This window comes from Amycolatopsis roodepoortensis (assembly GCF_024628825.1).
GTDB lineage: Bacteria > Actinomycetota > Actinomycetes > Mycobacteriales > Pseudonocardiaceae > Amycolatopsis > Amycolatopsis roodepoortensis.
In genome coordinates, this window is record NZ_CP102415.1 from 2,780,977 (window position 1) to 2,805,294 (window position 24,318).

Sequence of the window (24,318 nt, forward strand, 5' to 3'; positions counted from 1 at the left end):
GGCGGATCAACCGCCGCGGCGGTGTCCTCTGCGGCGGACAGCACTCGTTGACCACCCGCAGAGCACTGCTCGCGAGTTCTGGGTCGATGATGGAAATTCAGCAGGCCGGTGCGCCGATTTGCGGCAGTCATCTTTCCGCACGTTACACACCGGAAGCCAACCGAGTTCGGACTATGACGGGCAGCCATCATGGCCCCAGTATGACGCATGGCCGCCTGCTGGCGTACCGACGCGAGACTCCGGTTTGCACTGCTCGCCGGACCGCAGCACTGTCTGCAAGGGGTCGCAGATCCAGTCGCTGTCTAGCCGGATCGGTCGCAGCCGCCGTGCTCAAGTTTCCTTTCCTGTTCAAGGCGGCCCCTCCGGGGCCGTCAACAAGGGTGTTTGATCCACGGGCAAGCCCCGCCGGGGCATGCGGGCTGGCGCCCGGTCCCCGGCGGTCGCCCGTGGAAGAACCGGCCCGCGGCCCCGCCGTCGGAGGGGCCGTCAACAAGGGTACGAGCCGTGGCCCAGGGGATACGGCAGTGCCGGCGTGGCCCTGCGGTGAGGTTCCGTCAACAAGAGCAATGTCCTCGCCGGACGGGCAGGTCTCCGGGATGGTCGAGGAGAGCGCGGAACTCGCGTTCGTGAGTGCCTGTCGTCCACCCCATCGACCTCCTGAGGGCTATCGAGCCTGTCAAGGGGGCGGTCTGGCGGCCCGCTCACGACGGCAGGACCGGCGCCCCCTTGACAGGCTCGATCGGGCTGACGCCAGGTCGACGGGATGGACGAAGAGGCCCTCAATTGGAAGTGGAAACCCAGAGCTATAGTTGCGAGATAACTTTGGCTAGCTTCCACGCCGTACTCCCAGGGTTAGATGGAATTTCAGTCTCAATGCGCTGGGATCGCTCAATTGCTAGAGTCACATCTCCGTAAGGGAAATCGTATGGGAGACGCTTCTCAAGTATTCCATGTTTCTCTGAAATCTTTTCAGCATGGCGCGAAGTTAGATATGCGCGATGCTCTCCGAAATGCCAAACTAGCCATATCTCGAAGCATGGGTTGCTCACTACTATATTGTAGTTCCTTCTTTTCGCCTCAATGATTGCATCTCCTAGCGAAACGTGAGTATCTACGTCTACGACGCACCAAACCGAATCGAAGCCGTCACGTTTCCCGACTAGGTGGCCATTATTGGTTTCCAGGTCGGCACGTTTTACCACTTTTAGTGGGTCGCCTCGGCCATCGCCGATTACTTTTAAGCCGCAGACGCGAACTCCAGTCGCCTTGAAGTGCTTCGCAAGACCTTTGAAGTACTGTGGCTCAGTTACTAGTCCTTCGGTTACGACAAGTATTCGTGCACGTTCTTTCCTTGAGCCGTGAGGAGCTCTCCACTTAGCACGAGGAGAGCTGTGGCCGCGCTGACTCACTCTTCGCTGTCCAGTGCTGCGTTTGCATAGACGAGATCAGCCTTAAGTTGGTCTATCTCAATCATGGGAACCGCGCCGTAGCGTCCTTCGAGATAGCGTTTCTCAAAGTTGTCCCTCTCGCGTGTTTGGAACTCGTGCAGTGAGAATATTTCGGTCGCACCGAACGTCTTCTCTGTAAACCAGACTTCGTCTGGCTTCAGTACATTACCTCCGATTCTGCCAAGTAGTGAGACGTCATGGGAGGTAAATATCAATTGTGCGCCAGTCTGGTTAATATCTGGATCCTTGAATAAAGAGATGAGGGCAGCGCAAAGCTTGGTATGCATAGAAGAGTCAAGCTCGTCAACCAGGAAAACTCCTCCCATCTCGATGGTCAGTAGCGCCGGAACCGAAAGCGAGAGCCATGCGGTAGTTCCCGCGCTCTCATCATCAAGACTTAGCTTGGCGGGAGTAGAACCAGACTCTGTAAAGTGCTGAAAGAAGACTTGTTTTTTGAGCTCTTCAAAGGTGCTAGTGATCGTCTCTTCGTCTGGAGGCTCAGTCAACGAGGCGGCAAAATTACGAATTACTTCCTGAAGCCTGGCATCCAGCTCCTCGTTTTCGAGAGCAATTCCAGCTATGCCCATATCGGCAAAGCGCAACAATGCCTCGGTCTTTTTTAGTAGAACCTTATCTTCGAGGACGCGCTTCACTAGTGACATCCGATTACTCTGGTCATAGTGCGTGAAGGCGGCATATCGCAAGTTGTGGCTAATGTATTCATAAATCTTGCCGAGTGTTGAATGTTTGGCGCGACCTGCGACGGAAAGAAATAAGTTGTGAGGCTCCGTCAGCTTTCTTACTGTCTGATTCTCTCCCTGCAGACTTCGTCCAAAGAAGTATCCACCATCATGTACTGGGTCTCGTTCAAAGAGTGTCTTTCGCCTCTGATTGGGGTAAGAGTATAGCCACTCTCTGGATATTCCATCATGACTCGACTGAAAGCCATACGTGTAGCGGACTTCGTTGACTACGATGTCCAGCTCGTATTCGGAGTCACTTTCCCTCATCTTTTTTTCAAGAGCAAAGGGAAAGTATGGAAACGGGCCGTCAGCCCAATGGGAGGCGGAATATTGTACGGCTTCTCCCACGAAATTTAGTGCATGAAGCAAGGTTGATTTGCCTGAAGCATTTGCGCCATAGATTCCAGCAACGCGACTAGTTGCTCCGACCCAGTTTCCGTCCATTGGCACGTTCGTTCGAAGAGACGGCCGAGTCAGCGTGAGGACGGTGGGATCTCGTAGGGAGCGGTGATTGGCCACCTTGAAGCGGAGCAGCATCGAAGCGACCCTCTCTGTGTCTGGGTAGTACAGTCAGCGGCGCGATCTCGGCCAACTTGGCTGAGATCGCGCCGCTAAGTGTATGTCAGAACTTGAGTCTGTGGATAGTCCGTTTGTCAAGTTCACCTGCGAGAGACAAGTAAACATCTCGCCCCAGATGCGTTAACATAACATATACATAACGAAAGCGCAGCTGTTGGGCTGGTCGCGATCGGATTTTTGCGTCTCAGTAACTGTTTGTATCCATTCAACTACTACTTGTATTCATTCTGTAGTGTGACCTTTGCTTCGACTAGCGTGTGCTGAGCGCTGATATCCCCTCCAAGGGGGGCGTAGGTCTGACGTGGTCGTCGCCCGGGTACGCAATGACTGGATTACGACTACCCCGGATAACCCCTGGAAATCGTTGTCTGCCAACTGATGAGGACAAGAAACGATGCTCGTTCCCTTTTGCTAATGTCGCAGCTCATGCTGGACGACTGCAAGGCATGCTAAGTATGGCGTAGCGCTGTTTCAAAATCGACCCTTTGGAGTCGTGTAGATGCGGCGCATGGCGTGCGTCTTCGCTCAAGCACTCGTCACGACCAAACTTGCCATGGACAAATCCATGGGTTCATCTACCCATACATGTTGCGTGGCCCAGCACCTGGATCTCGGCACGGGAGAGCCCGCAAGGTCCTTCCGGCGACGCTGCGGCCGTCTCAGTTTCCGTCTCAGTTCATACCGTTTCACAGCGTTGCCCATGTCGCCCGTTTTGCTCTGACCAGCACGGATGCAACTTGGGGTACCCTCACAAACCGCTCAACCGGGTCTTTGGGAGCGGAGGGTCGCAGGTTCAAATCCTGTCATCCCGACCCTAGGCCTTTGGCCTGCATGAACACCCTCTTTCGGAGCGGCGGAGCCGCTTCGGCGGCTAGTGCGGCGCTCAGTGACACTCCGCTTTGAGGATTTTCACCTGCCGCATCGCACTCTCCAGCCCGCTCCCGAGCTCGCCTCGCCGCCGAGCGGAACGCGGCCTAAGGCCTGTTCAATGTTGATCAGGTGTGTTGCACACTGGGGTCTGTGGATTCGGGTGAGGCGGCGCGGCGCAAGGCGTTGCGCAACGCGTACAAGGAGCAGCAGCGTGCCGCCGCCTGGAATGCGCTGGGGCTTGATCGTGCCGAGCTGGACGCGTTGTATGACCGGCTGGATGAGCGGCTTGGCGCCGAAGGCTGTGACCACAGCGTCCGGCTGACCGAGGTGTGGGCGTCGGAGCGGGGTATGGACTGGCCGACGCTCCGGGAGGCTCTTGCGGACGCCGGCGGGTATTGCGACTGCGAGGTCTTGGCCAACACGGACCCGGACCAGACGGCGTAGGGCTTGTCGCACATCGTGTAGAGCACGGCCTCGGCGAACGCTCGTCTCCCACTCCGGGGTTCTCGTGAGGATGTCCGGAATCCAGCGGCCGTCGCGCGTACCTTCCTTCGCTCCGCAGTAAGGGCACACGTACGGTGCCGCACCTTGGCCGGCGTTGAGCGCGGCGACCCTCCGCTTCGATGGACCTGATCCACGTCTCAGTGCAGGCCGGCAGCCGCTCGACGCGGACGTGGACCGGCGACATCGACCGTGTGGATTTCGGTGCGTTGGATGACCCGAAATCCACACGGTCCCGTCGTGACCGGACCGATCACGACAGGTGTGTGGAAACAGGGACGCTCAACGTCCCTGTTTCCACACACCTCACTCCGAGTCGGCGGCCGACCCGTCCGGGCAAGATGAGGATCATGGAGATTCGCCACGCCCGCCCCACCGACGCCCCCGCAGTGACCGCCCTCCTCACCGAGCTCGGTTACCCGGACAACGACGAGACCGACGTGCGCGGACGGCTCGAACGCTGGGCCCGCCATCCCGAAGGTGCCGCGTTCGTCGCCGAGGCGGACGGAACGGTGGTCGGTGTCGTCGCGGTCGTCGCGATCCCGCTTCTCGAGCGGCCGGGGTCCGGTGGGCGGATCGTCGCCCTGGTGGTGGACGAGACCCGGCGAGGCTCGGGCATCGGACGCGAGCTGGTCGCCGCGGCCGAAGCGGAGGCGCTGCGCTGGGGCTGCGACACCATGGAGGTCACCAGCTCCCGCCACCGGACCGCCGCGCACGCCTTCTATCGCGCGCGGGGATACGAGGACCACTGCGAACGCAGCGCACGATTCCTCCGAAGGCTGAGCACTCCCGGATCGTGAGAGCCCTAGGCCCACCGGCACCCGCTTGCGAACATCGGCACCGTGACCGGCAGGCGGAGTGCCAGTGCTAGCGCGGTGCTCCGCGTGGTGCTGGACGAAGGAGCGATCGCGCGCAGCACCATCGCGCGCCGCACCGGGCTGAGCGCGGCGGCCGTCACGGGGCACGTGGCGGAGCTGATGCGCCGCGGGTTCCTCACCGAGCTGCCCGAGGTCGCCGGCGCGGTCGGCAGGCCGTTCGTGCCGGTGGACCTCGACACGGGACGGTTCGTGGTGTGCGGAGCGCATGTCGCGGTCGACCATCTCACCGTCGGGCTGCTGGATCTGCGCGGGAAAGTGCTGGCGCAGCACGAAACCCCGCATCACGGCGCCGAACCTGCCGTACAGGCCGCGCAGATCGCGGAGCTGCTCGACGACCTCCTTGTCGGACACGCGCCGGAGCGGACGCCGCTCGGGTTGGGCGTGGCGACCGGCGGCTGGGTCGACGAGTCGTCGGGAACCGTGGTGGAGCACGGTCTGCTCGGCTGGCGCGGAGTCCCGCTGCGCGATCTGCTCACCGAGGTCACCGGTCTCGACGTCCGGGTCGACGGGCATTCGCGGGCACTCATCCACGCCGAACGCCTGCTGGGGCAACCGAGAGCGCGCCGCAGCGTGGTGCAGTTGTTCACCGGCAACGTGGTCGACGCCGCCTTCGCCACCGGCGACACCGTCCATCATGGACCGCGGTCGGCGGCGGGGGCCGTCGCGCATCTGCGGGTCGACGACAGCGAGGAACCGTGCCGCTGCGGCCGATCCGGCTGTCTCGAAGCCACCGTTTCGGAGCGCACGGTCGCGCGCAAAGCCGTCGAAGCGCAAATCGTCGAAAAACCGATCTTCGCCGACGTACTCCGTTTGGCGGCGTCGGGGAACAAAAGCGCGGTCACCCTTTTCCATGAACGCGCGAGAATCATCGGACAGGCCGCCGCATTGCTCTTCGACGTCCTCAATCCGGAAATCCTCATCGTGCTCGACCAGAGTGTACGCGACGTCGAAGGCTGCCTTTCCACGATCCGGGACGAGGTCGCCCGACGCTCCTGGATCTGCCAGGACCCGGCGAAAAACGTTGTGGCGTCCAGCTTTCCGGGGACCGAACTGGCGACCGCCGGTGGCGCGGTCATGCTGAACGCCCTCTATGAGGATCCGCTTTTCACGAAGCTGGCGAACGCCTCCTGAGTTACTTCACTAAATCGCAAAATTGACGCTCATCGCCGGGCCTGCGAAGAATCTTCTTCAACGACGCGAACCCGAACGAAAGAGCCCACCGTGAAGAAACCAGTGCCCTTGATCGCCGCGCTCATCGCCGGATTGGCGCTGTCGGGCTGCGGCGCCTCCGCGACCCCGGCCGGCGTGGCCGGGCAGCCGGAGAAGCTCGAACTCCGCTACCAGGGGTCGGCGAACAACGTCACCTTCCCCGAACTCGCCGAGGACCTCGGGTACTTCGGCCCGGTCAAACTCAAGTGGGTCGGCAACACGATCAGCGGGCCGCAGGACATCCAGTCCGCCGCGACCGACCAGACCGACTTCGGCGGCGCCTTCACCGGCGCGGTCGCCAAACTCGTCGACGCCGGCGCCCCGATCAAGGCCGTCGTCAACTACTACGGCTCCGACGAGAAGACCTTCTTGGGCTTCTACGTCAAGGAGGACAGCCCGATCCGCACGCCACGCGACCTCATCGGCAAGAAGGTCGGCGTCAACACCGTCGGCGCGAACCTGGAGGCCGCCCTCGACACCTGGCTCAAGCGCAGCGGTCTCTCCGACGCCGAGATCGACCAGGTGCAACTGGTCGTCCTGCCGCCGATCAACACCGAACAAGCCCTACGCAACGGCCAGATCGACGTCGCCGCACTCAACGGCGTCCTCCAGGACCGCGCCGTGGCGGGAGGCGGCGTGCGGCCGATCGTGAAGGACGTCGAGGCGTTCGGCCCCTACAACGGCGGGCCGTACGTGCTGCGGACCGACTTCATCAAGAAGTACCCGGAGACCACGAAGACCTTCGTCACCGGCGTGGCCAAGGCGATCGAATGGGCGCGCACCACACCACGCGACGAGGTGATCGCCCGGTTCACCAAGATCATCCAGAACCGCGGCCGCAACGAGAACACCGACACGCTCAAGTACTGGAAGAGCACCGGCGTCACCAAGGGCGGGCTGATCTCCGACCACGACTACACCCTCTGGACCGGCTGGCTCAAGCAGTCCGGGTTCATCAAGAACGACCAGGTCGACCTCAAGAAGATCTACACCAACGAATTCAACCCGTACCGCGAAGGCGGTGGCGCATGACCGCCAAGATCAGTCTCCGCTCGGTCACCAAGACCTTCGGTACATTGACCGCGCTGGACGACGTCTCCCTCGACATCGAGGACGGCACGTTCCTCTCGCTGGTCGGCCCCAGCGGTTCCGGCAAGTCCACGCTGCTCGATCTGCTCGGCGGGCTCGCGAAACCCACCTCCGGCGAGGTCCTGATCGACGGGAAACCGGTCACCGGGCCGGGATTGGACCGCGGGGTCGTGTTCCAGCAGTACGCGCTGTTCCCGTGGCGCACCGCACGCGCCAACGTCGAGTTCGGCCTCGAAGGCGGCACGCTGACCAAGCGGCAGCGCGCCGACAGGGCCAGGGAATTCCTCGGCCTGGTCGGGCTTTCCGGCTTCGAAGACCATCTCCCCCACCAGCTTTCCGGTGGCATGAAACAACGGGTCGCGATCGCGAGGAGCCTCGCCTACGACCCGGACGTGCTGCTGATGGACGAGCCGTACGCCGCGCTGGACTCCCAGACCCGCGAACTGCTGCAGGAGGAACTGCGGCGGATCTGGCTGCGCACCGGCAAGACCATCGTCTTCATCACCCACAGCATCGAAGAAGCCGTCTATTTAGGACAGAAGGTCGCGGTGCTCACGTCCCGGCCGGGCAGGCTCAAGGCCGTCGTCGACATCGACCTCGGCGACCGCTCGAACGACGACCTGCGCTCGGCACCCGCGTTCGTGGCCCACCGCCACCGGCTGTGGGAACTGCTGCACGACGAGATCCGGAGGGCCGCATGACCGCGACACTCGAAGCGCCGAAGGTCCACACTGGACCGAAAACCGCCGAGAAGCCCCGCAGGAAGAACCCGCTGCGCAAGGCGTTCCGCAGTTCGGCGGCGATCCTGCTCTTCCTCGCCGTCTGGGAGCTCGCTCCCCGATACGTCCTCGACGAAAGCACCAGGACCTTCCTGCCGCCGTTGTCGGAAGACCTCGTCGCCCTCTGGGAACTCGTCCTCAACGGGCAGCTGGCCGACCATCTGCTGGCGAGCCTCGGCCGGTCCGCCGCCGGATTCGTGATCGCGGTGGGCGTCTCGGTGCCACTCGGCCTGCTGATCGCCTGGTACCGGCCACTCGCCGAGTTCCTGAACCCGCTGCTGGAGCTGGCCCGCAACACCGCCGCGCTGGCGCTGCTGCCGGTGTTCACGCTCCTGCTCGGCATCGGTGAGGTGTCCAAGATCGCGCTGATCGTCTACGCCTGCGTCTGGCCGGTGCTGCTCAACACGATCGCCGGGGTGAACACCGTGGATCCGTTGCTGGTCAAGGCCGCGCGTTCGCTCGGGCTGTCGAGCCCGAGCCTGTTCCGGAAGGTGATCCTGCCGTCGGCGGTGCCGACCATCTTCACCGGTATCCGGATGGCGGCGGCGTACTCGATCCTCATCCTGATCGCCGCCGAAATGGTCGGCGCCAAGGCCGGGCTCGGCTATCTGATCAACAACTCGCAGGTCAACTTCCAGATCCAGCAGATGTACGCCGCGATCATCACGGTTTCGGTGCTGGGCCTGGCCATCAACGCGGGCTTCGTCGCGCTGGAGCGGCGGTTCTCCACCTGGCGGGTCAAGGAGAAGTCATGAAACACCTGCACCTCAACGCGTTCGTGATGCCGAACGGTCATCACGAGGCGGCGTGGCGGCATCCCAGCACGGATCCGCACCGCGCCGCGACGCTGAAGCACTACGTCGACATCGCCCGTACGGCGGAGCGCGGCAAGCTCGATTCGCTGTTCCTCGCGGACGGCGTCGCCTTGTGGGGCAACGTCCGCTACAACTCGCACACCCTGTTCGAGCCGCTGACCCTGTTGTCGGCGCTGGCCGGGGCGACGGAGCGCATCGGGCTGATCGCCACCGCGTCGACCACCTACAACGAGCCGTACCACCTGGCGCGGAAGTTCGCGTCGCTCGACCACCTCAGCGGTGGCCGCGCGGGCTGGAACATCGTGACGTCGGCGGGCGAGGACGAGGCCCGCAACTTCAACCGCGACGCCAGGCCTTCGCACGCGCTGCGCTACGAACGGGCCACCGAATTCGTCGAGGTCGCCAAGAAACTCTGGGACAGCTGGGACGACGGAGCGGCCGTCGTCGACAAAGCGACCGGGGTCTACGCCGACACCGACCGCATCCACCGGATCGACCACGACGGCACGCATTTCCAGGTGCGTGGGCCGCTGAACATCCCGCGTCCGGTGCAGGGTCATCCGTTGCTCGTGCAGGCCGGTTCTTCGGAGACGGGCAAGGAATACGCGGCCCGGTTCGCCGAGGCGGTGTTCACCGCACAGCAGACTTTCGCCGAGGGCAAGGCCTTCTACGACGACGTCAAGGGAAGGCTCGCGAAATACGGCCGCTCTCCCGGTGAGATCAAGATCCTGCCGGGGATCAGCCCGATCCTGGGCCGCACCGAGGCCGAGGCGAAGGAGCGCGAGGCCGAACTCAACGCCCTCATCACGCCCGCGTACGGCGTGCGGCAGCTGTCGACCATGCTCGACCACGACCTGACGGCGTACCCGCTCGACGGTCCGCTGCCCGACGTCGGCACGTTCACCGAAGGCGCGCAGAGCCGGTTCGAGCTGGTCACCGGCCTGGCGAGGCGCGAGAACCTGACCATCCGCCAGCTCATCGAGCGGCTCGCGGGCGGCCGTGGGCACCGCGTGTTCGCCGGCACCGCCACGCAGGTCGCCGACCAGCTGGAGCACTGGTTCACCGAAGGCGCCGCAGACGGCTTCAACGTCATGCCGCCCACGCTTCCGGGTGGTCTCGAGGACTTCGTGGACCTCGTCGTCCCCGAGCTACAGAAGCGCGGCCTGTTTCGCACCGAGTACACCGCCACGACCTTGCGCGGCCACTACGGCCTCGCCCGCCCTGTCCACCGCACCCCAGTGAAGGAGCACGCCGCATGACCGCCATCGACACCCAGGTCGAGGTCCGCAAGATCACCGGAAGGATCGGCGCGCACGTCCTCGGCGTCGACCCAGCCGGGGAACTCGACGCCGCGACCGTCGCGTTCCTCACCGAGGCCCTGCACGAGCACAAGGCGCTCGTCTTCTCGGGCGTCGACCTCGACGACGCGGGCCAGCAGCGGTTCGCCGAGCGGTTCGGCGAACTGACCAAGGCGCATCCGACCGTCCCGTCCGTGGACGGCGAGCCCGCGATCCTGCCGGTCGACAGCGAGCAGGGCCGCGCGAACCAGTGGCACACCGACGTCACCTTCGTGCTCAACCCGCCGAAGGCCAGCACGCTGCGCAGCCTGGTCGTCCCTCCGTACGGCGGGGAAACGCTGATCGCCAACTCGGCCGCGGCGTACCGGGATCTGCCCGGACCGCTCCGGGCGTTCGCGGACACGCTGCGCGCCGAGCACACCAACGACTACGACTACGCGAAGGCGCCGGAAACCCTCGACGAGGCGGAGCAGGAACGCCGCAAAGTGTTCGTCTCGCAGAAGTTCCGCACGGTCCACCCGGTGGTGCGGGTGCATCCGGTGACCGGCGAGCGCGGGCTGTACATCGGCGGGTTCGCGCAGCGGATCATCGGGCTGTCGAAGGGCGAGTCGCGGGACGTCCTGCGGCTGCTGCAGTCCTACGTGACGCGGCCGGAGAACGTCGTCCGGGTGAGCTGGGAGCCGAACCAGCTGGTGCTCTTCGACAACCGCATCACCCAGCACTACGCCGTCGACAACTACGACGACCTGCCCCGCCGCCTGAACCGGGTGACCGTGGCGGGTGACGTGCCGGTGGGTATCGACGGGGTGCCGAGCGAATCCCTCGAAGGCGACGCTTCGCACTACTCCCCCGTCGCCTGACCGCGCGTATGAGGTAAGACTGGCGTCGTGAAGGACGATCGTCAGGTGGAAGCGCTCCTGCGGGAGCTGGCCCCGCAGGTCATCGGGTTGCTGGTGCGCAAGCACGGGCAGTTCGACGCCTGCGAGGACGCCGTCCAGGAAGCCCTGCTCTCGGCCGCGCAGCAATGGCCGGAGCAGGGCATCCCGGACAGTCCGAAGTCCTGGCTCGCGACCGTCGCCACCCGGCGGCTGGTGGACGAGTGGCGCAGCGAGAGCGCGCGACGGCGGCGCGAGGAGAACGACGCGCTGATGGCCCCCGCTCCAGCCACTGTGTCCGATTCGGACGACACGCTCACCGTCCTTTTCCTCTGCTGCCACCCTTCCCTGTCCCCGCCGTCGCAACTCGCGCTCACCCTGCGCGCCGTCGGCGGCCTGACCACGGGCGAGATCGCGAACGCCTTCCTCGTCCCGGAATCGACGCTGGCCCAGCGGATCAGCCGCGCGAAACAGACCATCAAGAAGGCGGGCGCCGAGTTCGTCCTGCCGCCCGCCGGGGAGCTGGCCGAACGGCTCCGTGTCGTCCTCCAGGTCCTGTACCTGATCTTCAACGAGGGCTACACGACCAGCGGCGGCCCCGACCTCCACCGCGCGGACCTGACCGCCGAGGCGATCCGGCTGACCCGGTTGCTCCGGCGGTTGATGCCGGACGAGGACGAAGTCACCGGCCTGCTGGCGCTCATGCTGCTGACCGATGCCCGCCGCGCCGCCCGCGCCGGTGCGGACGGCTCGCTCGTCCCCCTCGCCGAGCAGGACCGTTCGCGCTGGAACGCGGAGATGATCGCCGAAGGCGTGTCGCTGGTGAGCGAGGCGCTGGAGGCGGGCCCGGTCGGGCCGTACCAGGTGCAGGCCGCGATCGCCGCCGTCCACGACGAGGCGCCCACCGCGGACGACACGGACTGGTCGCAGATCCTCGCCCTCTACGACGTGCTCGAGAAGGTTTCGCCGGGCCCGGTCGTCACGCTCAACCGCGCCGTCGCGGTCGCCGAGGTCAACGGGCCGGAAGCGGGCCTCGAACTGCTGGCCACACTCGACGACGACAGCCGGATGAGCCAGACGCACCGGCTCGATTCCGTCCGCGGGCACCTGCTGGAACTGGCCGGGGACACCGGATCCGCGCGCGAGGCCTATCTCCGGGCCGCCGGCAAGACCGCGAGCGAACCGGAGAAGCAGTACCTGACGCGGCGCGCGGAGCGGCTCATCTGAGCACCCGGAGGATCGTCTCGTGCGACTTCTCGTGGACGTAGCCGGTGTAGACGGTGTGGATCCGGTGCTCGACACCGTTGTAGAGGGTCACGGTCGCCTTGAGCGGGATGTCGCGTTGCTTCTCCACGTGTGAGAACTCCTCGTACGGCAACCAGACCGCGCCGGCCCGCGCGGCGACCGCGAACGGTGCCTGCGCCATCAGCGCGAGCAGTGCGTCCTTCCCGGAGCCTGCCTCGGCCTCCGGGTCGGGCGAGAAGATCAGGCCGCGTTCGGTGATGACCAGATGGCCGGGCCGATCGTCGAACTTCACGTTCGCCAGCCCGCCGATCACCGGGGCCTCACCCGGTGAGAGCCGCTCCGCCCCGCCGTGCGCGGCGGCCGGGTCGATGCCCAGCCGCGCCAGTGCCGCACGGGCGCGCGCGGCGTGCTCGGGTTCGCCGATCAGCAGATCCTCGACGAGATCGAAGTCCAGGAAGGAACCGTCGGCGAGGACGAAATCCGGTTCGTCGTCCCACCGGTGCACGAACCGCATCGTGCCCGCGGCCAAGGCTGCCAGCACGACGGCGGCCGTGAGCCCGTCCTCCGGGACATCAGCTCCCGGCAACGTGAGCAGCGCTTCGAGGCTTCCGCCTGGCTGCCCCGACGCCCGCGCGATGGCCCGGTACGCGGCCTCGGCGTCGACCTTCAGCCGCGCCAGTGCCACCTCACGCGGATACGTGTCCCAGGGGAGACGACGGCACTCACCGAAGTCGAACGACGCCTCCTCGAGCCGGGCGGCGGACCGGACGGGATCGGCGAGGAGGCCCACCGCCGGACGTTCGTCCACATCGGACTTGTCGGGCGCGGTGTCCAAGGCCCACAACCGTTCCGTCGTCGGCGGGTGGGTGTCCCAGCGCGAGGGGAGCCGGATCGGCTCGTCGACGGTGGCCAGCCGTTCACGGCGTGCTTCGAGCATTCCGGCGAAACCGCCGTAGACGTCGTCGGGGGCCATCCCGACGTCCGCGCCGGGTCCGACGTGGACGCTCAGATACCGCGTCCACTCCTCGCCGAGCCGCGCGTGCAGCCGCAACGCCGAATGCGCGGCGGCCCGCCCGGCGATCCGGCCCATGACCTGGTCGGCCCCGTACTCACGACGGCGGCTCGCCACCCGCTGGGCGAGGACGAACAGCCGCGCGTAGCCGCGGAACAGCCACGTCAGCGGGTTGATCGTGCTCCGGGGAAAGCGGTCGAGCATCCGTGCGACGGCGACGTGGGAGCGGTAGCCGGTCACGCTGGTCCGGCCGTCGAGCTGCGCGTAGTGAGCGAACTCGTGTGCCAGCACGGCGCGCGCCTGTGCGCGGGTGAACGCTTGGAGCGTCGGAAGGCCGATCGACAGGAACCGGCGACCGGCTTTCAGCCCGAACAGCCGCGCCTCCTCGACCACCGACGCCCCCGGCCCGGCGGTGAGCCAGACCTGATCCGGCGGCCGGGTGCCGATCGTCTCCGCCAGTTCGGTGAGGGTCGCCCACAGCTCGGGGGCGTCGTCGCGGTAGAGCGGAACCCCTTTCGGCACGAAGGGCACCGGGCGCATCGGCAGGAGCGCTACAACCCCGGCGCCGAGCAGCGACCCCAGGCCGAGCCCGGCGAGGATGAACAGCGGGACGTTGTCGATCCCGGCCAGGAGGAAGCCGCCACCGAAGGCGAGCAGAAGAAAGATCAGCGTGGCCAAGGCGTAGAACCCCACCACCAGGACTACGACCTTGACCACGCCGACCCGCATGGCGTGGAACCTACCCGGGTGTCACTCGTCGGCCTTCCTGGCCGTGGCCATGGCGCGCTCGGTCTCCCAGAACGCGCGCATCGACACGATCAGCCCGTCCTCGCGCACCCGGTAGACGAACACGCCGTCGGTGTCGACGCGGTAGCCACCGGGCAGGTACGTCGTGATGGTGCCGACGTTCGCGACCTCGTCACCGGCCGCGTGCGAATCGCGAATGGTGAACTGGAAACGTTCGACATTCGCGATCGTCTTGTCCCAGAAGGCGCTGATCCCGTCCTGACCGTGGTGGCCCTTGCCCTCCTCGTCGAACATCGACGGACCGATGGGGTCCTCGACCACGGCGTCTCCGGCGAAGAGCGCGAGCCAGGCGGCCTTGTCCCCGGCGGTGACGGCGGTCATCGAGCGGAACGCGGCCTGCCGCGCGGGCGGCTGCTCGGTGGCCGGGTCCCAGCAGACGTCGACACCCATGTTCAGTCTCCGATCTTCGCGATGATCTCGTCGCCGAACTTCTTGATGGAATCGAGCTTCGGGCCGACTTCGGCGTCGAAACCGAGGCCGTCGAACACCCACGGCATGGTGATGATGTCGGTGACGCCGATATCGCCCTGCTCGCGGTAGCCGTCGAGACCGAACTTGTCGATGCAGACGGCCTGGTACTCGAAGGGGTCGTCGGCTCGGCCCTGGTCGGCCAGCAGCCCGCGCAGTTTGGCGATCGTGTCGCGGAGGTCGTCGAATTTCATCATCGCCGAAGACCAGCCGTCGGCGACGCGCGCGGCCCGGCGAAGCGCCACATCGGTGTGCCCGCCGATGTAGAACGGCACCCGAGACGGCGGCGTCGGGCTCATCCGGAGCTTGTCGAAGTCGAAGAACTCGCCGTGGAACTCGACCATCCCGCCGTCGAGGATCAGGCGCAGCACCTCGATGGCCTCGTCCACGCGTTTGCCGCGCTTCTCGTACGGCGCGCCGCACCAGCGGAACTCCTCCGGCGACCAGCCGACGCCGAGCCCGAGCCCGAAGCGGCCGCCGGTCAGCGCGGCGACCGAGTTGACCTGGCGGGCGAGCAGCACCGGGTTGCGGGAACCCAGTTTGAGCACGGAGGTGTAGAAGGTGAGCCGTTCGGTGACCGCGCCCATCGACGCGGCCGCGACCAGCGGATCCGCCCAGGGCGTCTCCTCGGTCCAGAAGCGACTGCCGTCGGGCGTGTACGGATAGTCGGCCGAGACCGTTTCGGAATAGAACAGGGAATCCGGGAGCGCGATCGAGGAGAAACCCGCCTCTTCGGCGGCCCGGGCGAGCTCGCCCAGCTGATCGAGCGGATTCATCGCGATCGACAGGGTGAACTTCATGGAGCCGAACTATAACGTGTTCTAGTTTCACCCGCCAGTGTCCTCGGGGAACCCCCGGCGGGTTCCCCGCGTTGATCCGGGCAAAGGCCGAACGATTCCTGGAGTGAACCCATGGGCACCGCGATCTTCCTGATCGTGCTCCTCGTCGTCGTGGTCGGCGGCGGCATCTACTTCGCGAAATCCCAGGCGGCGGCCAAGAAGCGCCAGCTGGACGACGCGAAGGCGGACGCACGGCGCCTCGTCGAACGACTCGGCGGTCAGGTCATGAACCTCACCGGCACGGATACCGCCTCCCAGCAGGCGATGGCGGACGCGTCCGAACGCTTCACCGCGGCGGGCTCCCAGATGGAGCAGGCGCAGACGGTGGAGCAGGCCCGCCTGGTGCGCGAGACCGCCATCGAAGGGCTCTACTACGTCCGCGCGGCCCGCCTCGCGATGGGCATGGACCCCGGTCCGGAACTGCCCGGCAGCGAAGAGCGGGACAGGGCGGGCAAGGTCACCGAGTACCGCTCGGTCGACGTCGAGGGCGAGCACTACGAGGCTTCGCCGGACCCGAGCCAGCGGACGCCGCACTACTACCCCGGCGGCCGCGTGGCCGGCCGTCCGGTGCCGCAGGGCTGGTACAGCGAGCCGTGGTGGAAGCCCGCGCTCGTCGCCGGTGCCTGGGGTCTCGGTTCGATGCTGCTGTTCAGCGCGATGTTCTCCGGTATGGCGGGGATCGCGAGCGCGTCGGCCTGGGAGTCGGGTTACGACGCGGGCCAGGAGGACGCCGGCGCCGGTGATGCCGGCGGCGACGCGGGCGGAGACATGGGCGGGGACGCCGGCGGGTTCGACGGCGGCGGCTTCGATGGTGGCGGGTTCGACGGCGGAGGCTTCGACTTCTAGCGCCGCTCTTCAAGCGCCATGAAAGGTCCTTTCCTTGCGGAATCCGCAAGGAAAGGACCTTTCATGGCGTTCGGGGCCGGTTTCGGGCGGCTAGGCCACCGCGGCACGTTGCGAAAGCCACTTTCGCAACCTTCAGCGTTGCGAAAGTGGCTTTCGCAACGCCGACGAACGGGCGGCCGATCAGCCACGGCCTGGTCCGGCGCGGACGGGCGTGTCGCGAAAGCCACTTTCGGGACGTCAGATGTCCCGAAAGTGGCTTTCGCGACACGAGTACCGGCACCCAGGCCTGAGGGGAACGCGCAGCAGGCGCCGAGGCCGTCAGGCGGGCTGGCAGGTCGGGCACCAGAAGAGGTTCCGCGCCGCCAGATCGCTCCGCAGCACCGCCGTCCCGCACACGAGACAAGGCATCCCCTCGCGCCGGTAGACGTAGACCTCGCCTCCGTGCCGGTCCTGCCGCGGCGCGCGGCCCGTGACCTCGGGCAGATGCTCCGGCGCGACCGTGTCGATCCGTCCCACCCGGACACCGTGTCGCATGAGCGTCACGAGATCCGCCCACATGTCGTCCCACAGCCCGCGATCGAGCGCGCGGCCAGGGACGAGCGGCGCGACACCGTGCCGGAACAGCACCTCGGCGCGATACACGTTGCCGACGCCCGCCAGCACCGACTGGTCCATCAGCAGTGCCGCGATCGACGTCTTCGACCGCGAAATCCGCTCCCACGCCTTGCCCGGCTTCGCGTCCCGGCGCAACGGATCCGGGCCCAGCCGTGCCTTGATCGCGTCGACCTGGGGCCCGTCGAGGAGTTCGCACCGGGTCGGGCCGCGCAGGTCGGCGAAGTGTGTCGGACCGGCCAGCCGCATCCGCACCTGCCCCACCGGTTCCGTAGCGGGCAGCGGCACGTCGGAGAACGTGCCGTAGAGGCCGAGGTGGACGTGCACCGTCCCGTGTGGACCGTAGTCGTGGAACAGATGCTTCCCGTACGCCTCGGCCTTCACCAGCACCCGGCCGTCCACACGGGACGCTTCGGTGGCGAACCGTCCTTGCGGGCTGCTCACCTCGACCGGGTGACCGGCGAACCGGCGTTTGTGCAGACGTGCCAGGCGATGGAGCGTGTGCCCCTCGGGCATGTCAGTGCTCGGGCAGCGGCGGCGGCCAGCCGGTGTTCTCGTAGTCCAGGATCTGCTGGACGCGGCGGCCGTGGCGCTCGTCCGGACTCGGCGGGGTCGCGAGGAACGCCTCGACGATCTCCGTGGCCTCCTCGGTGGTGTGCATCCGCGCGCCGACGCCGATCAGCTGGGCGTGGTTGTGCTCGCGGGTGAGCTTCGCGGTCTCAACGCTCCACGCGAGGCCGGCGCGAGCGCCCTTGACCTTGTTGGCCGCGATCTGCTCGCCGTTGCCGGAACCGCCGACGACGATGCCGAGGCTGCCCTCGTCCGCGACGACGCGGCGGGCCGCCTCGATGCAGAACGCGGGGTAATCGTCGGCCGCGTCGTAGACGAAGGGGCCGACGTCCTCGACGTCGTGGCCCTGCTCCTTGAGGTGGGCCACGAGGTGGTTCTTCAGTTCGAAACCGGCATGGTCAGAGCCAAGGTAAACACGCACAGCGCGGAGTCTGCCATCACGTTCCGGGGCGAGCATGCTGTGGGGGTGGACATCGGACTCGAATGGGGAAGCGAGGGCGTCGCCGCCCTGGGCGCGGACTGTGCCGTTCTCGTCATCGTCGACGTGCTTTCCTTCTGCACCACAACGGATCTCGTGCTCGGCAACGGCGGCCGCGTGCTGCCGGTCCGCTGGCGCGACCACCGCGGCGAGGAGGACGCGAAAGCGCGCGGTGCCATCCTCGCGGGTGAAAAACACTGGTCCTTGCGCCCTTCGTCTGTGACGGAAATCCCTTCCGGCACGCTCCTAGCGCTCCCCTCCCCCAACGGCGCCACGCTCTGCGACGCCGCTGCCACCACCGGTGCCGAAGTCCTGGCGGGCTGCCTGCGCAACGCGACCGCCGTCGCCGCCCGCGCGGCGGAGCTGGCGAACGGGCGCCCGATCGGTGTCATCCCGGCAGGCGAACGCTGGGGCATCGACATCCGCACCGAAGCCAAGGCGTTCGGACCGCTCAGACCGTGCGTCGAGGATCAGCTCGGCGCGGGAGCGATCGTCGCGGCGCTGGACGGCTACGGCCGCCTGTCCGCCGAAGCCCGTCTCGCCGCCGCGGCGGCGAAAGCGATCGACATCGCCGAAGCACTGACAGAGTGTTCTTCAGGACGCGAGCTCGCCGCGGCCGGGCACGCGAACGACGTGAAACTCGCCGCGATGCGAGACACCAGCGGCACGGTTCCGGTGCTGCGCAACGGAATTCTGGAGGATTCGTGACTTGGCTCGAACTCGCGGACGGCGTGTACGCGCGCCGTTACGAGGAGCTGGACCTGACCGTCGGCCTCGTCGTGGGCGGTGAGCGCTGCCTGGTCGTCGACGTCCGCGGTGACGTCGACCAGGGCGCCGAACTGGCCGCGGCGGTGCGGGAGATCACGCCGCTGCCGTGGTCGGTCGTCTACACCCACGCGCATTTCGACCACGCCTTCGGCACGACGGCGTTCCTGCCTTGCGACGTCTGGGCGCACGAAGGGTGCTTCGCCGAACTGATCACCTACGGCGAGAGCGCGCGGCGCAAGTGGATCCAGCACTACCTCGGCGAAAACCGGCCGGAGATGGCGGAGGCGCTGGAGCGCACCGAGATCACCCTGCCGGACAAGCCGGTCACCGACACCGCCGAGATCGACCTCGGCGGCCGCACCGTCGTGCTGCGGTTCCTCGGCCGGGCGCATACCGATCACGACCTGTTCGTGCAGGTGCCCGACGCTGGGGTCGTCTTCGCGGGCGACGCCGTCGAGAACGCCGAAGCAGGCTTCAGCGCGTTCTCGTTCAACGACGGCAGTTTCCTGGCCGAATGGCCCGGCGTGATGGACGCGATCCTCGCGCTGGAGCCGAAGATCATCGTGGCCGGGCACGGGGACCCCGTCGGCACCGCGTTCATCGAGAAGCACCGCGACGGGCTGCGCGAACTCGTCGCGCTCAAGGCCCGGGTCGCGGCGGGAGACCTCACGTCGGACGAAGCCGTCGAGAGGTCCCCCTACCCCGGCGATGTCACCAAGGCCGCCCTGGAAACCCCTTAGTCGAAGTTCAGCTCACCGGTACGGGTGCGCTTCAGCTCGAAGAAGTCCGGGTAACTCGCCAGCGCGCGGGCGCCGTCGAAGACCTTGACGGCGTCCTCGCCACGCGGGATCGAGCTGAGCACCGGGCCGAAGAAGGCGACGCCGTCGATGTGGATGGTCGGGGTGCCGACGTCCATTCCGACCGGATTCATACCTTCGTAGTGACTCTTTTTGAGCGCTTCGTCGTACTCGGCCGACTCCGCGGCATCGGCCAGCTCGGCAGGCGCGCCGATGGCTTCGAGGGTCTCCTTGATGACCTTCGGGATGTCCTTGTCGCCCTGGTTGTGGTGGCGCGTGCCGAACTCCGTGTAGAAGTCGCGCAGCGCCTCCTCGCCGTTCTTCTTGGCGAGCGCGGTGGCCACGCGGACGGGGCCCCAGCCGCGGCTCAACAGCTCCTTGTACTGCTCAGGCAGGTCCTCACGGCCACTGTTGAGCTCGGACAGGCTCATGATCCGGAACCTCAGGTCGAGGTCGCGGTGCTTCTCCACCTCGAGGATCCAGCGCGAGCTGATCCAGGCGAAGGGACAGATCGGATCGAAGTAGAAGTCGACCTTGGTCTTCTCGGACGGGGCGGTCATCAGGTTCTCCCAGTGCCATCGTCTTGGGCGGGCCGGTACACACACAGGGTGCTACACAGCGAGCCAACATCGCGGCCGTCGGCGTTGTTCCCGTCGTCAGCACGGGCCCCGACATGATTGGATGCCTGTAGTTGGAAACCAAAACCGATACCGATGACCAGAGGTGCCAGTGCCCGCCCCCAACCTGACCCGAGACCAAGCCAAGCTGCGCGCGGAGCTGCTCGACGTCGAGTCCTACGACATCGAGCTGGATCTGACCGACGGCCACGGCGGTCCCGGTGAGAAGACCTTCACGTCGAAGACGACGATCAAGTTCGCCAGCGCCAGAAGCGGCGAAACGTCGTGGGTCGACATCGTCGCCGAGGGGATCGAGTCGGCCGTCCTCAACGGGACGGAACTCGACGTCAGCGGGTACGTCGAGGACAAGGGCGTCGAGCTGCCCGGCCTCGCCGGGTCGAACGAGCTCGTCGTGGACGCGGTCTGCCGGTACATGAACACCGGCGAGGGCCTGCACCGGTTCGTCGACCCGGTCGACGACGGCGTCTACCTCTACACGCAGTTCGAGACCGCGGACGCGAAGCGGATGTTCGCCTGCTTCGACCAGCCCGACCTCAAGTCGGTCTACCGGCTCACCGTGATCGCGCCGAAGGACTGGAAGGTCATCTCGAACGCGCTGATCGAATCCACCGAGGAGACCCCCGAGGGCGCCGTCCGCACGGTCTTCAAGGTGTCCGAGCGGATCTCGACCTACCTGGTCGCCCTGATCGCCGGCCCGTACAGCGAGTGGCGCGACGAATTCTCCGACGAACACCGCACGATCCCGCTGGGCATCTACTGCCGCGCCTCGCTCGCCGAGCACATGGACGCGGACAAGCTGTTCACCGAGACCAAGCAGGGTTTCGCCTTCTACCACGAGAAGTTCGCCACCCCGTACCCGTTCTCCAAGTACGACCAGCTGTTCGTGCCGGAGTTCAACGCGGGCGCGATGGAGAACGCCGGCGCGGTCACCTTCCTGGAGGACTACGTCTTCCGGAGCCGCGTCACCCGCTACGCCTACGAGCGCCGCGCCGAGACGCTGCTGCACGAAATGGCGCACATGTGGTTCGGCGACCTGGTCACCATGCGCTGGTGGGACGACCTGTGGCTGAACGAGTCGTTCGCGACCTTCGCGAGCGTGCTGGCCCAGGCCGAGGCCACCGAGTACAAGAACGCGTGGACCAGCTTCGCGAACATCGAGAAGTCGTGGGCGTACCGGCAGGACCAGCTGCCCTCGACGCACCCGATCGCCGCGGACATCGTCGACCTGCACGCGGTCGAGGTGAACTTCGACGGCATCACCTACGCCAAGGGCGCGAGCGTGCTCAAGCAGCTCGTCGCCTACGTCGGGCTGGAGCACTTCCTCGAAGGGCTCAAGGTCTACTTCGGCAAGCACGCCTGGGGCAACGCGACCCTGGCGGACCTGCTGGGCGCGCTCGAAGAGGCTTCGGGCCGTGACCTGTCGTGGTGGAGCGCGCAGTGGCTGGAGACCACCGGTCTCAACTCGCTGAGCCCGCGCTACGAGGTCGGCGCCGACGGCACGTACACCGCGTTCGCCGTCACCCAGACCGGCGCCAAGCCGGGTGCCGGTGAGCTGCGGACGCACCGCGTCGCGGTCGGCGTCTACGACGAGGACGAGAACGGCAAGATCGTCCGCAAGCACCGCGTCGAGCTCGACGTCGACGGCGAGCGCACCGAGGTCCCGGCGTTGGTCGGGCTCCCGGCGGGCAAGCTCGTGCTGGTCAACGACGACGACCTGACCTACTGCACGATGCGGCTCGACCCCGCGTCGCTGACCACGCTGATCGACCGCATCGCCGACATCACCGAACCGCTGCCCCGCACGCTGTGCTGGTCGGCGGCGTGGGAGATGACGCGCGAGGCCGAGCTCAAGGCCCGCGACTTCGTCACCCTGGTGCAGCGCGGCGTGCACACCGAGACCGAGGTCGGCGTGGTGCAGCGGCTGCTGCTGCAGGCGCAGACGGCGCTGAACTCGTACGCGAACCCGGCGTGGGCGGCGGACAAGGGCTGGCCGGAGTTCTCCGCGCGGCTGCTGGAGCTGGCGCAGGGCGCGGAGGCCGGTTCGGACCACCAGCTGGCGTTCGTGAACTCGCTCGCCGGTTGCGTGCTGGACGACAAGACGCTGCGGATCATCGCGGGCTGGCTCGACGGCACGGCGCCCCTGGAGGGCCTGACCGTCGACACCGACCTGCGCTGGCGACTACTGCACGCGCTGGTCGCGCACGGCAAGGCGGAGAACCCGGAGATCGACGCGGAGCTCGGCAAGGACGACACCGCGGCCGGACGGCGCCAGGCGGAGCGCTCGCGGGCGCTTCGGCCGACCGAGGACGCGAAGGCCGACGCATGGCAGCGGGCGGTGTACGACGACGAGCTGCCCAACGCGGTCAGCGACTCGCTCATCACCGGCTTCTCCCACCCGGGCCAGAAGCACCTGCTCGGCGGCTACGTGACGCGCTACTTCGAGGTCATCGACGAGGTGTGGCAGCGGCGTTCCAGCGAGCGTGCGCAGCCGACCGTGGTCGGGCTGTACCCGTCGTGGGCCGTCGAGCCGTCGACGGTGGAGGCGTCGGACGAGTGGCTGGCCGGGGAGCACCCGGCGGCGCTGCGCCGTCTCGTTTCGGAGGGCCGGGCCGGGATCGTGCGGGCGCTGGCCGCCCGTGAGTTCGACTCGCAGGCCGGGGTCTAGTCCCGTAACGCCGTGAAGGCCTCCTTCCCTACCCTCAAGGTAGGCAAGGAGGCCTTCACGGCGTAAAGCGTCAGTGCTGCGGAGCGCCGGCCTGGTCGCTCAGCATGCGGAGGGCGTTCACGAGGCCGCCGATGAGGTCGCCTTCCTTGAAGGAAGCGACCATGCTGGCCACGGCGAGCTTCGCGCCGCGGTCGGGCAGGCGGTGCCGGGCCTGCGAGCCCGTCACGATCTCGATGACGCGCTGCCCGGGCGACACGGCGACGACGACGCCGTCGGCGGGGTTGTCGGTCGAGGTCAGCAGGCCTTCGGCGGTGGCGCGGGTGTCCTCGCCGAGGTCGCCGAGGTACACGCTGAAGTCCAGCCCGGTCTCGCGGCTGGCCAGCGTCAGCGCCTCGTCCAGCCGGGCAAGCTGCTGGGTGGTGAATGGGCTGATCGGACCAGCCGGTTCGTACATCTTGGCGGCGGAAATCCGGCCGCTGGACGTAACGGCGGCGCCGTAACCGGGCTCTTCGTCAACAGCGGTGGACGAATGGGTCAGTTCACCAGTTGCCACGAGCGCCTCCCGTCACCGAAGCTTCGTCCGCCGCACCGACGGCGGTCGCGCCGCCCGCGTGCGAATGCCTGGCGCCGACCCCGTCGGGGTTGGCGCTCCACCACATGGCCGGGTACTCCCACGGCTGCCCCGGCCGGTACCGGGCGACGCCCGCGCCCTTCGACCGCAGCGTGGCCACCCCGCACAGCGCGTAGATGACCAAGGGGATCACCGCGAAGACCAGGATCGTCTCGACAAGGTTCACGCGCGTGAGCGTATCCGATGGCGTGCGGCCGCACCCGCTCGCACGGCACCTACCGCTCGTCGTCCGGAGGGGGCCGTCCGCCGCTTGCCGCGAAAGCGCTCCCACGTTGGGGCGAAGCCCGCAAGGCCGAAAGGTTGCAACTCAACGTACGGGCGGCCGCACCCGGCGCTGTCGTCTTGTCGCGGCCTTGAAATCCTCGTAGCTTTTTCACCTGTACGGGCCTTGCGCCCAGCTCCCCCACCCCAGCAGGTAACGCACCGGTCGCAGGAGGACATGTCATGCAGAGCACCCAGACACCCGGCCAGGCGATCATCGACGACATTTCGTCACTCTTCGAAATTGGATTCGTCCCCGGTACGCGTGTGACGGCGGGCACACGGGTTACGCGCGGTACTCGTGTCACTCGCGGTACGCGGGTCACCGCCGGCACCCGGGTGACCCGTGGCACCCGCGTCACCCGAGGCACCCGGGTCACCGCCGGCACCCGCGTCACCCGCGGAACGCGCGTCACTCGCGGCACCCGCGTGACGGCCGGAACCCGCGTCACGTGCGGCACGCGCGTCACCCGCGGAACCCGGGTCACCCGTGGCACCCGCGTCACCTGCCAGAGCGACTTCTCCCTCGCCGCCTGAGTCCGAGCACGACCGGTTTGTAGGGGACGGCGTACTCGTAACGAGCTCCATCACGGCATC

The 24,318-nt window shown here is 66.8% G+C and carries 24 protein-coding genes; 14 read left to right on the forward strand and 10 right to left on the reverse strand.

All coding sequences use genetic code 11. The features are described from left to right. Nucleotides 1-803: 803 nt before the first annotated feature. The gene (locus NQK81_RS45400; protein WP_371878865.1) at nt 804-1,409 is read right to left on the reverse strand and encodes an RloB family protein; all 606 of its coding nucleotides are present in this window, start codon (nt 1,407-1,409) and stop codon (nt 804-806) included. Then, the gene (locus NQK81_RS12960) at nt 1,406-2,728 is read right to left on the reverse strand and encodes an AAA family ATPase (RefSeq protein WP_257488375.1); all 1,323 of its coding nucleotides are present in this window, start codon (nt 2,726-2,728) and stop codon (nt 1,406-1,408) included. Before NQK81_RS12960 ends, NQK81_RS45400 begins: the two co-directional genes overlap by 4 nt. A 1,062-nt stretch (nt 2,729-3,790) precedes the next feature. Between NQK81_RS12960 and NQK81_RS12965 the strand changes: the two genes are divergently transcribed. From NQK81_RS12965 to NQK81_RS13005, 9 genes are all read left to right on the forward strand, one after another. Continuing rightward, a complete protein-coding gene (locus NQK81_RS12965) occupies nt 3,791-4,084 on the forward strand; it encodes a DUF2695 domain-containing protein (protein ID WP_257488376.1) in 294 nt (97 codons plus the stop codon). 407 nt (nt 4,085-4,491) lie between these two features. After that, on the forward strand, nt 4,492-4,941 hold the full coding sequence (locus NQK81_RS12970) for a GNAT family N-acetyltransferase (RefSeq protein WP_257488377.1): 450 nt from the start codon (nt 4,492-4,494) through the stop codon (nt 4,939-4,941). A 42-nt stretch (nt 4,942-4,983) separates the two neighbouring features. Further along, on the forward strand, nt 4,984-6,150 hold the full coding sequence (locus NQK81_RS12975; protein ID WP_257488378.1) for an ROK family transcriptional regulator: 1,167 nt from the start codon (nt 4,984-4,986) through the stop codon (nt 6,148-6,150). Between the two features lie 90 nt (nt 6,151-6,240). Beyond that, complete coding sequence (locus NQK81_RS12980; protein WP_257488379.1) at nt 6,241-7,260, forward strand: ABC transporter substrate-binding protein; 1,020 nt, start codon at nt 6,241-6,243, stop codon at nt 7,258-7,260. Continuing rightward, complete coding sequence (locus NQK81_RS12985) at nt 7,257-8,018, forward strand: ABC transporter ATP-binding protein (RefSeq protein ID WP_126729807.1); 762 nt, start codon at nt 7,257-7,259, stop codon at nt 8,016-8,018. Before NQK81_RS12980 ends, NQK81_RS12985 begins: the two co-directional genes overlap by 4 nt. Beyond that, nucleotides 8,015-8,851, forward strand: a complete 837-nt coding sequence (locus NQK81_RS12990) for an ABC transporter permease (RefSeq protein WP_257488380.1) — start codon at nt 8,015-8,017, stop codon at nt 8,849-8,851. Before NQK81_RS12985 ends, NQK81_RS12990 begins: the two co-directional genes overlap by 4 nt. Further along, nucleotides 8,848-10,170 (forward strand): LLM class flavin-dependent oxidoreductase, encoded by a 1,323-nt coding sequence (locus NQK81_RS12995; RefSeq protein WP_257488381.1) that lies wholly within the window; start codon nt 8,848-8,850, stop codon nt 10,168-10,170. The genes NQK81_RS12990 and NQK81_RS12995 overlap by 4 nt, the downstream gene beginning before the upstream one ends. Continuing rightward, entirely contained in the window at nt 10,167-11,069 is a 903-nt protein-coding gene (locus NQK81_RS13000; RefSeq protein WP_126729812.1) for a TauD/TfdA dioxygenase family protein, read from the forward strand. The genes NQK81_RS12995 and NQK81_RS13000 overlap by 4 nt, the downstream gene beginning before the upstream one ends. A gap of 27 nt (nt 11,070-11,096) precedes the next feature. Beyond that, nucleotides 11,097-12,311 carry an RNA polymerase sigma factor gene (locus NQK81_RS13005; RefSeq protein ID WP_257488382.1) on the forward strand — a complete coding sequence of 405 codons (1,215 nt, stop codon included), beginning with the start codon at nt 11,097-11,099 and terminating at the stop codon, nt 12,309-12,311. Here the strand turns inward: NQK81_RS13005 and NQK81_RS13010 are convergent. Genes NQK81_RS13010 through NQK81_RS13020 form a run of 3 tightly spaced genes read right to left on the reverse strand, consistent with a single transcriptional unit; the run spans nt 12,304 to nt 15,416 of the window. Beyond that, entirely contained in the window at nt 12,304-14,070 is a 1,767-nt protein-coding gene (locus NQK81_RS13010) for a M48 family metallopeptidase (protein ID WP_257488383.1), read from the reverse strand. The genes NQK81_RS13005 and NQK81_RS13010 overlap by 8 nt on opposite strands. Nucleotides 14,071-14,091: 21 nt before the next feature. Beyond that, nucleotides 14,092-14,538, reverse strand: a complete 447-nt coding sequence (locus NQK81_RS13015; protein ID WP_257488384.1) for a nuclear transport factor 2 family protein — start codon at nt 14,536-14,538, stop codon at nt 14,092-14,094. A gap of 2 nt (nt 14,539-14,540) precedes the next feature. Next, entirely contained in the window at nt 14,541-15,416 is an 876-nt protein-coding gene (locus NQK81_RS13020; RefSeq protein ID WP_257488385.1) for a TIGR03619 family F420-dependent LLM class oxidoreductase, read from the reverse strand. Between the two features lie 111 nt (nt 15,417-15,527). Here NQK81_RS13020 and NQK81_RS13025 point away from each other — a divergent pair, with 111 nt between their 5' ends. Next, nucleotides 15,528-16,301: a hypothetical protein gene (locus NQK81_RS13025; RefSeq protein ID WP_126729820.1), complete on the forward strand. Its 774-nt coding sequence runs from the start codon at nt 15,528-15,530 to the stop codon at nt 16,299-16,301. A gap of 318 nt (nt 16,302-16,619) precedes the next feature. Here the strand turns inward: NQK81_RS13025 and NQK81_RS13030 are convergent, their stop codons facing one another. Both NQK81_RS13030 and NQK81_RS13035 read right to left on the reverse strand, forming a co-directional pair. Further along, complete coding sequence (locus tag NQK81_RS13030; RefSeq protein ID WP_257488386.1) at nt 16,620-17,429, reverse strand: Fpg/Nei family DNA glycosylase; 810 nt, start codon at nt 17,427-17,429, stop codon at nt 16,620-16,622. A 1-nt stretch (nt 17,430) separates the two neighbouring features. Then, a complete protein-coding gene (locus NQK81_RS13035) occupies nt 17,431-17,904 on the reverse strand; it encodes a ribose-5-phosphate isomerase (RefSeq protein WP_007034718.1) in 474 nt (157 codons plus the stop codon). A gap of 45 nt (nt 17,905-17,949) precedes the next feature. Here NQK81_RS13035 and NQK81_RS13040 point away from each other — a divergent pair, with 45 nt between their 5' ends. Together NQK81_RS13040 and NQK81_RS13045 are read left to right on the forward strand one after the other, a co-directional pair. Further along, nucleotides 17,950-18,669: a 2-phosphosulfolactate phosphatase gene (locus NQK81_RS13040; RefSeq protein WP_257488387.1), complete on the forward strand. Its 720-nt coding sequence runs from the start codon at nt 17,950-17,952 to the stop codon at nt 18,667-18,669. Beyond that, nucleotides 18,666-19,469, forward strand: a complete 804-nt coding sequence (locus tag NQK81_RS13045) for an MBL fold metallo-hydrolase (RefSeq protein ID WP_257488388.1) — start codon at nt 18,666-18,668, stop codon at nt 19,467-19,469. The genes NQK81_RS13040 and NQK81_RS13045 overlap by 4 nt, the downstream gene beginning before the upstream one ends. Here NQK81_RS13045 and NQK81_RS13050 read toward each other — a convergent pair. Beyond that, nucleotides 19,466-20,086, reverse strand: coding sequence for a mycothiol-dependent nitroreductase Rv2466c family protein (locus tag NQK81_RS13050; protein ID WP_257488389.1), 621 nt, complete (start codon nt 20,084-20,086; stop codon nt 19,466-19,468). The two genes, NQK81_RS13045 and NQK81_RS13050, sit on opposite strands and share 4 nt — an antisense overlap. A 169-nt stretch (nt 20,087-20,255) precedes the next feature. Between NQK81_RS13050 and pepN the strand changes: the two genes are divergently transcribed. Further along, a complete protein-coding gene (gene pepN, locus NQK81_RS13055; RefSeq protein ID WP_257488390.1) occupies nt 20,256-22,829 on the forward strand; it encodes an aminopeptidase N in 2,574 nt (857 codons plus the stop codon). 70 nt (nt 22,830-22,899) lie between these two features. On the opposite strand, the gene NQK81_RS13060 is transcribed toward pepN, so the two are convergent. Further along, entirely contained in the window at nt 22,900-23,382 is a 483-nt protein-coding gene (locus NQK81_RS13060) for a DUF5130 family protein (protein WP_257488391.1), read from the reverse strand. Continuing rightward, nucleotides 23,369-23,626 carry an aa3-type cytochrome oxidase subunit CtaJ gene (ctaJ, locus tag NQK81_RS13065; RefSeq protein ID WP_257488392.1) on the reverse strand — a complete coding sequence of 86 codons (258 nt, stop codon included), beginning with the start codon at nt 23,624-23,626 and terminating at the stop codon, nt 23,369-23,371. The genes NQK81_RS13060 and ctaJ overlap by 14 nt, the downstream gene beginning before the upstream one ends. Nucleotides 23,627-23,904: 278 nt before the next feature. On the opposite strand from ctaJ, the gene NQK81_RS13070 reads away from it, so the two are divergent. After that, nucleotides 23,905-24,258 (forward strand): hypothetical protein, encoded by a 354-nt coding sequence (locus NQK81_RS13070; RefSeq protein WP_016332309.1) that lies wholly within the window; start codon nt 23,905-23,907, stop codon nt 24,256-24,258. The last annotated feature ends 60 nt before the right edge of the window (nt 24,259-24,318 follow it).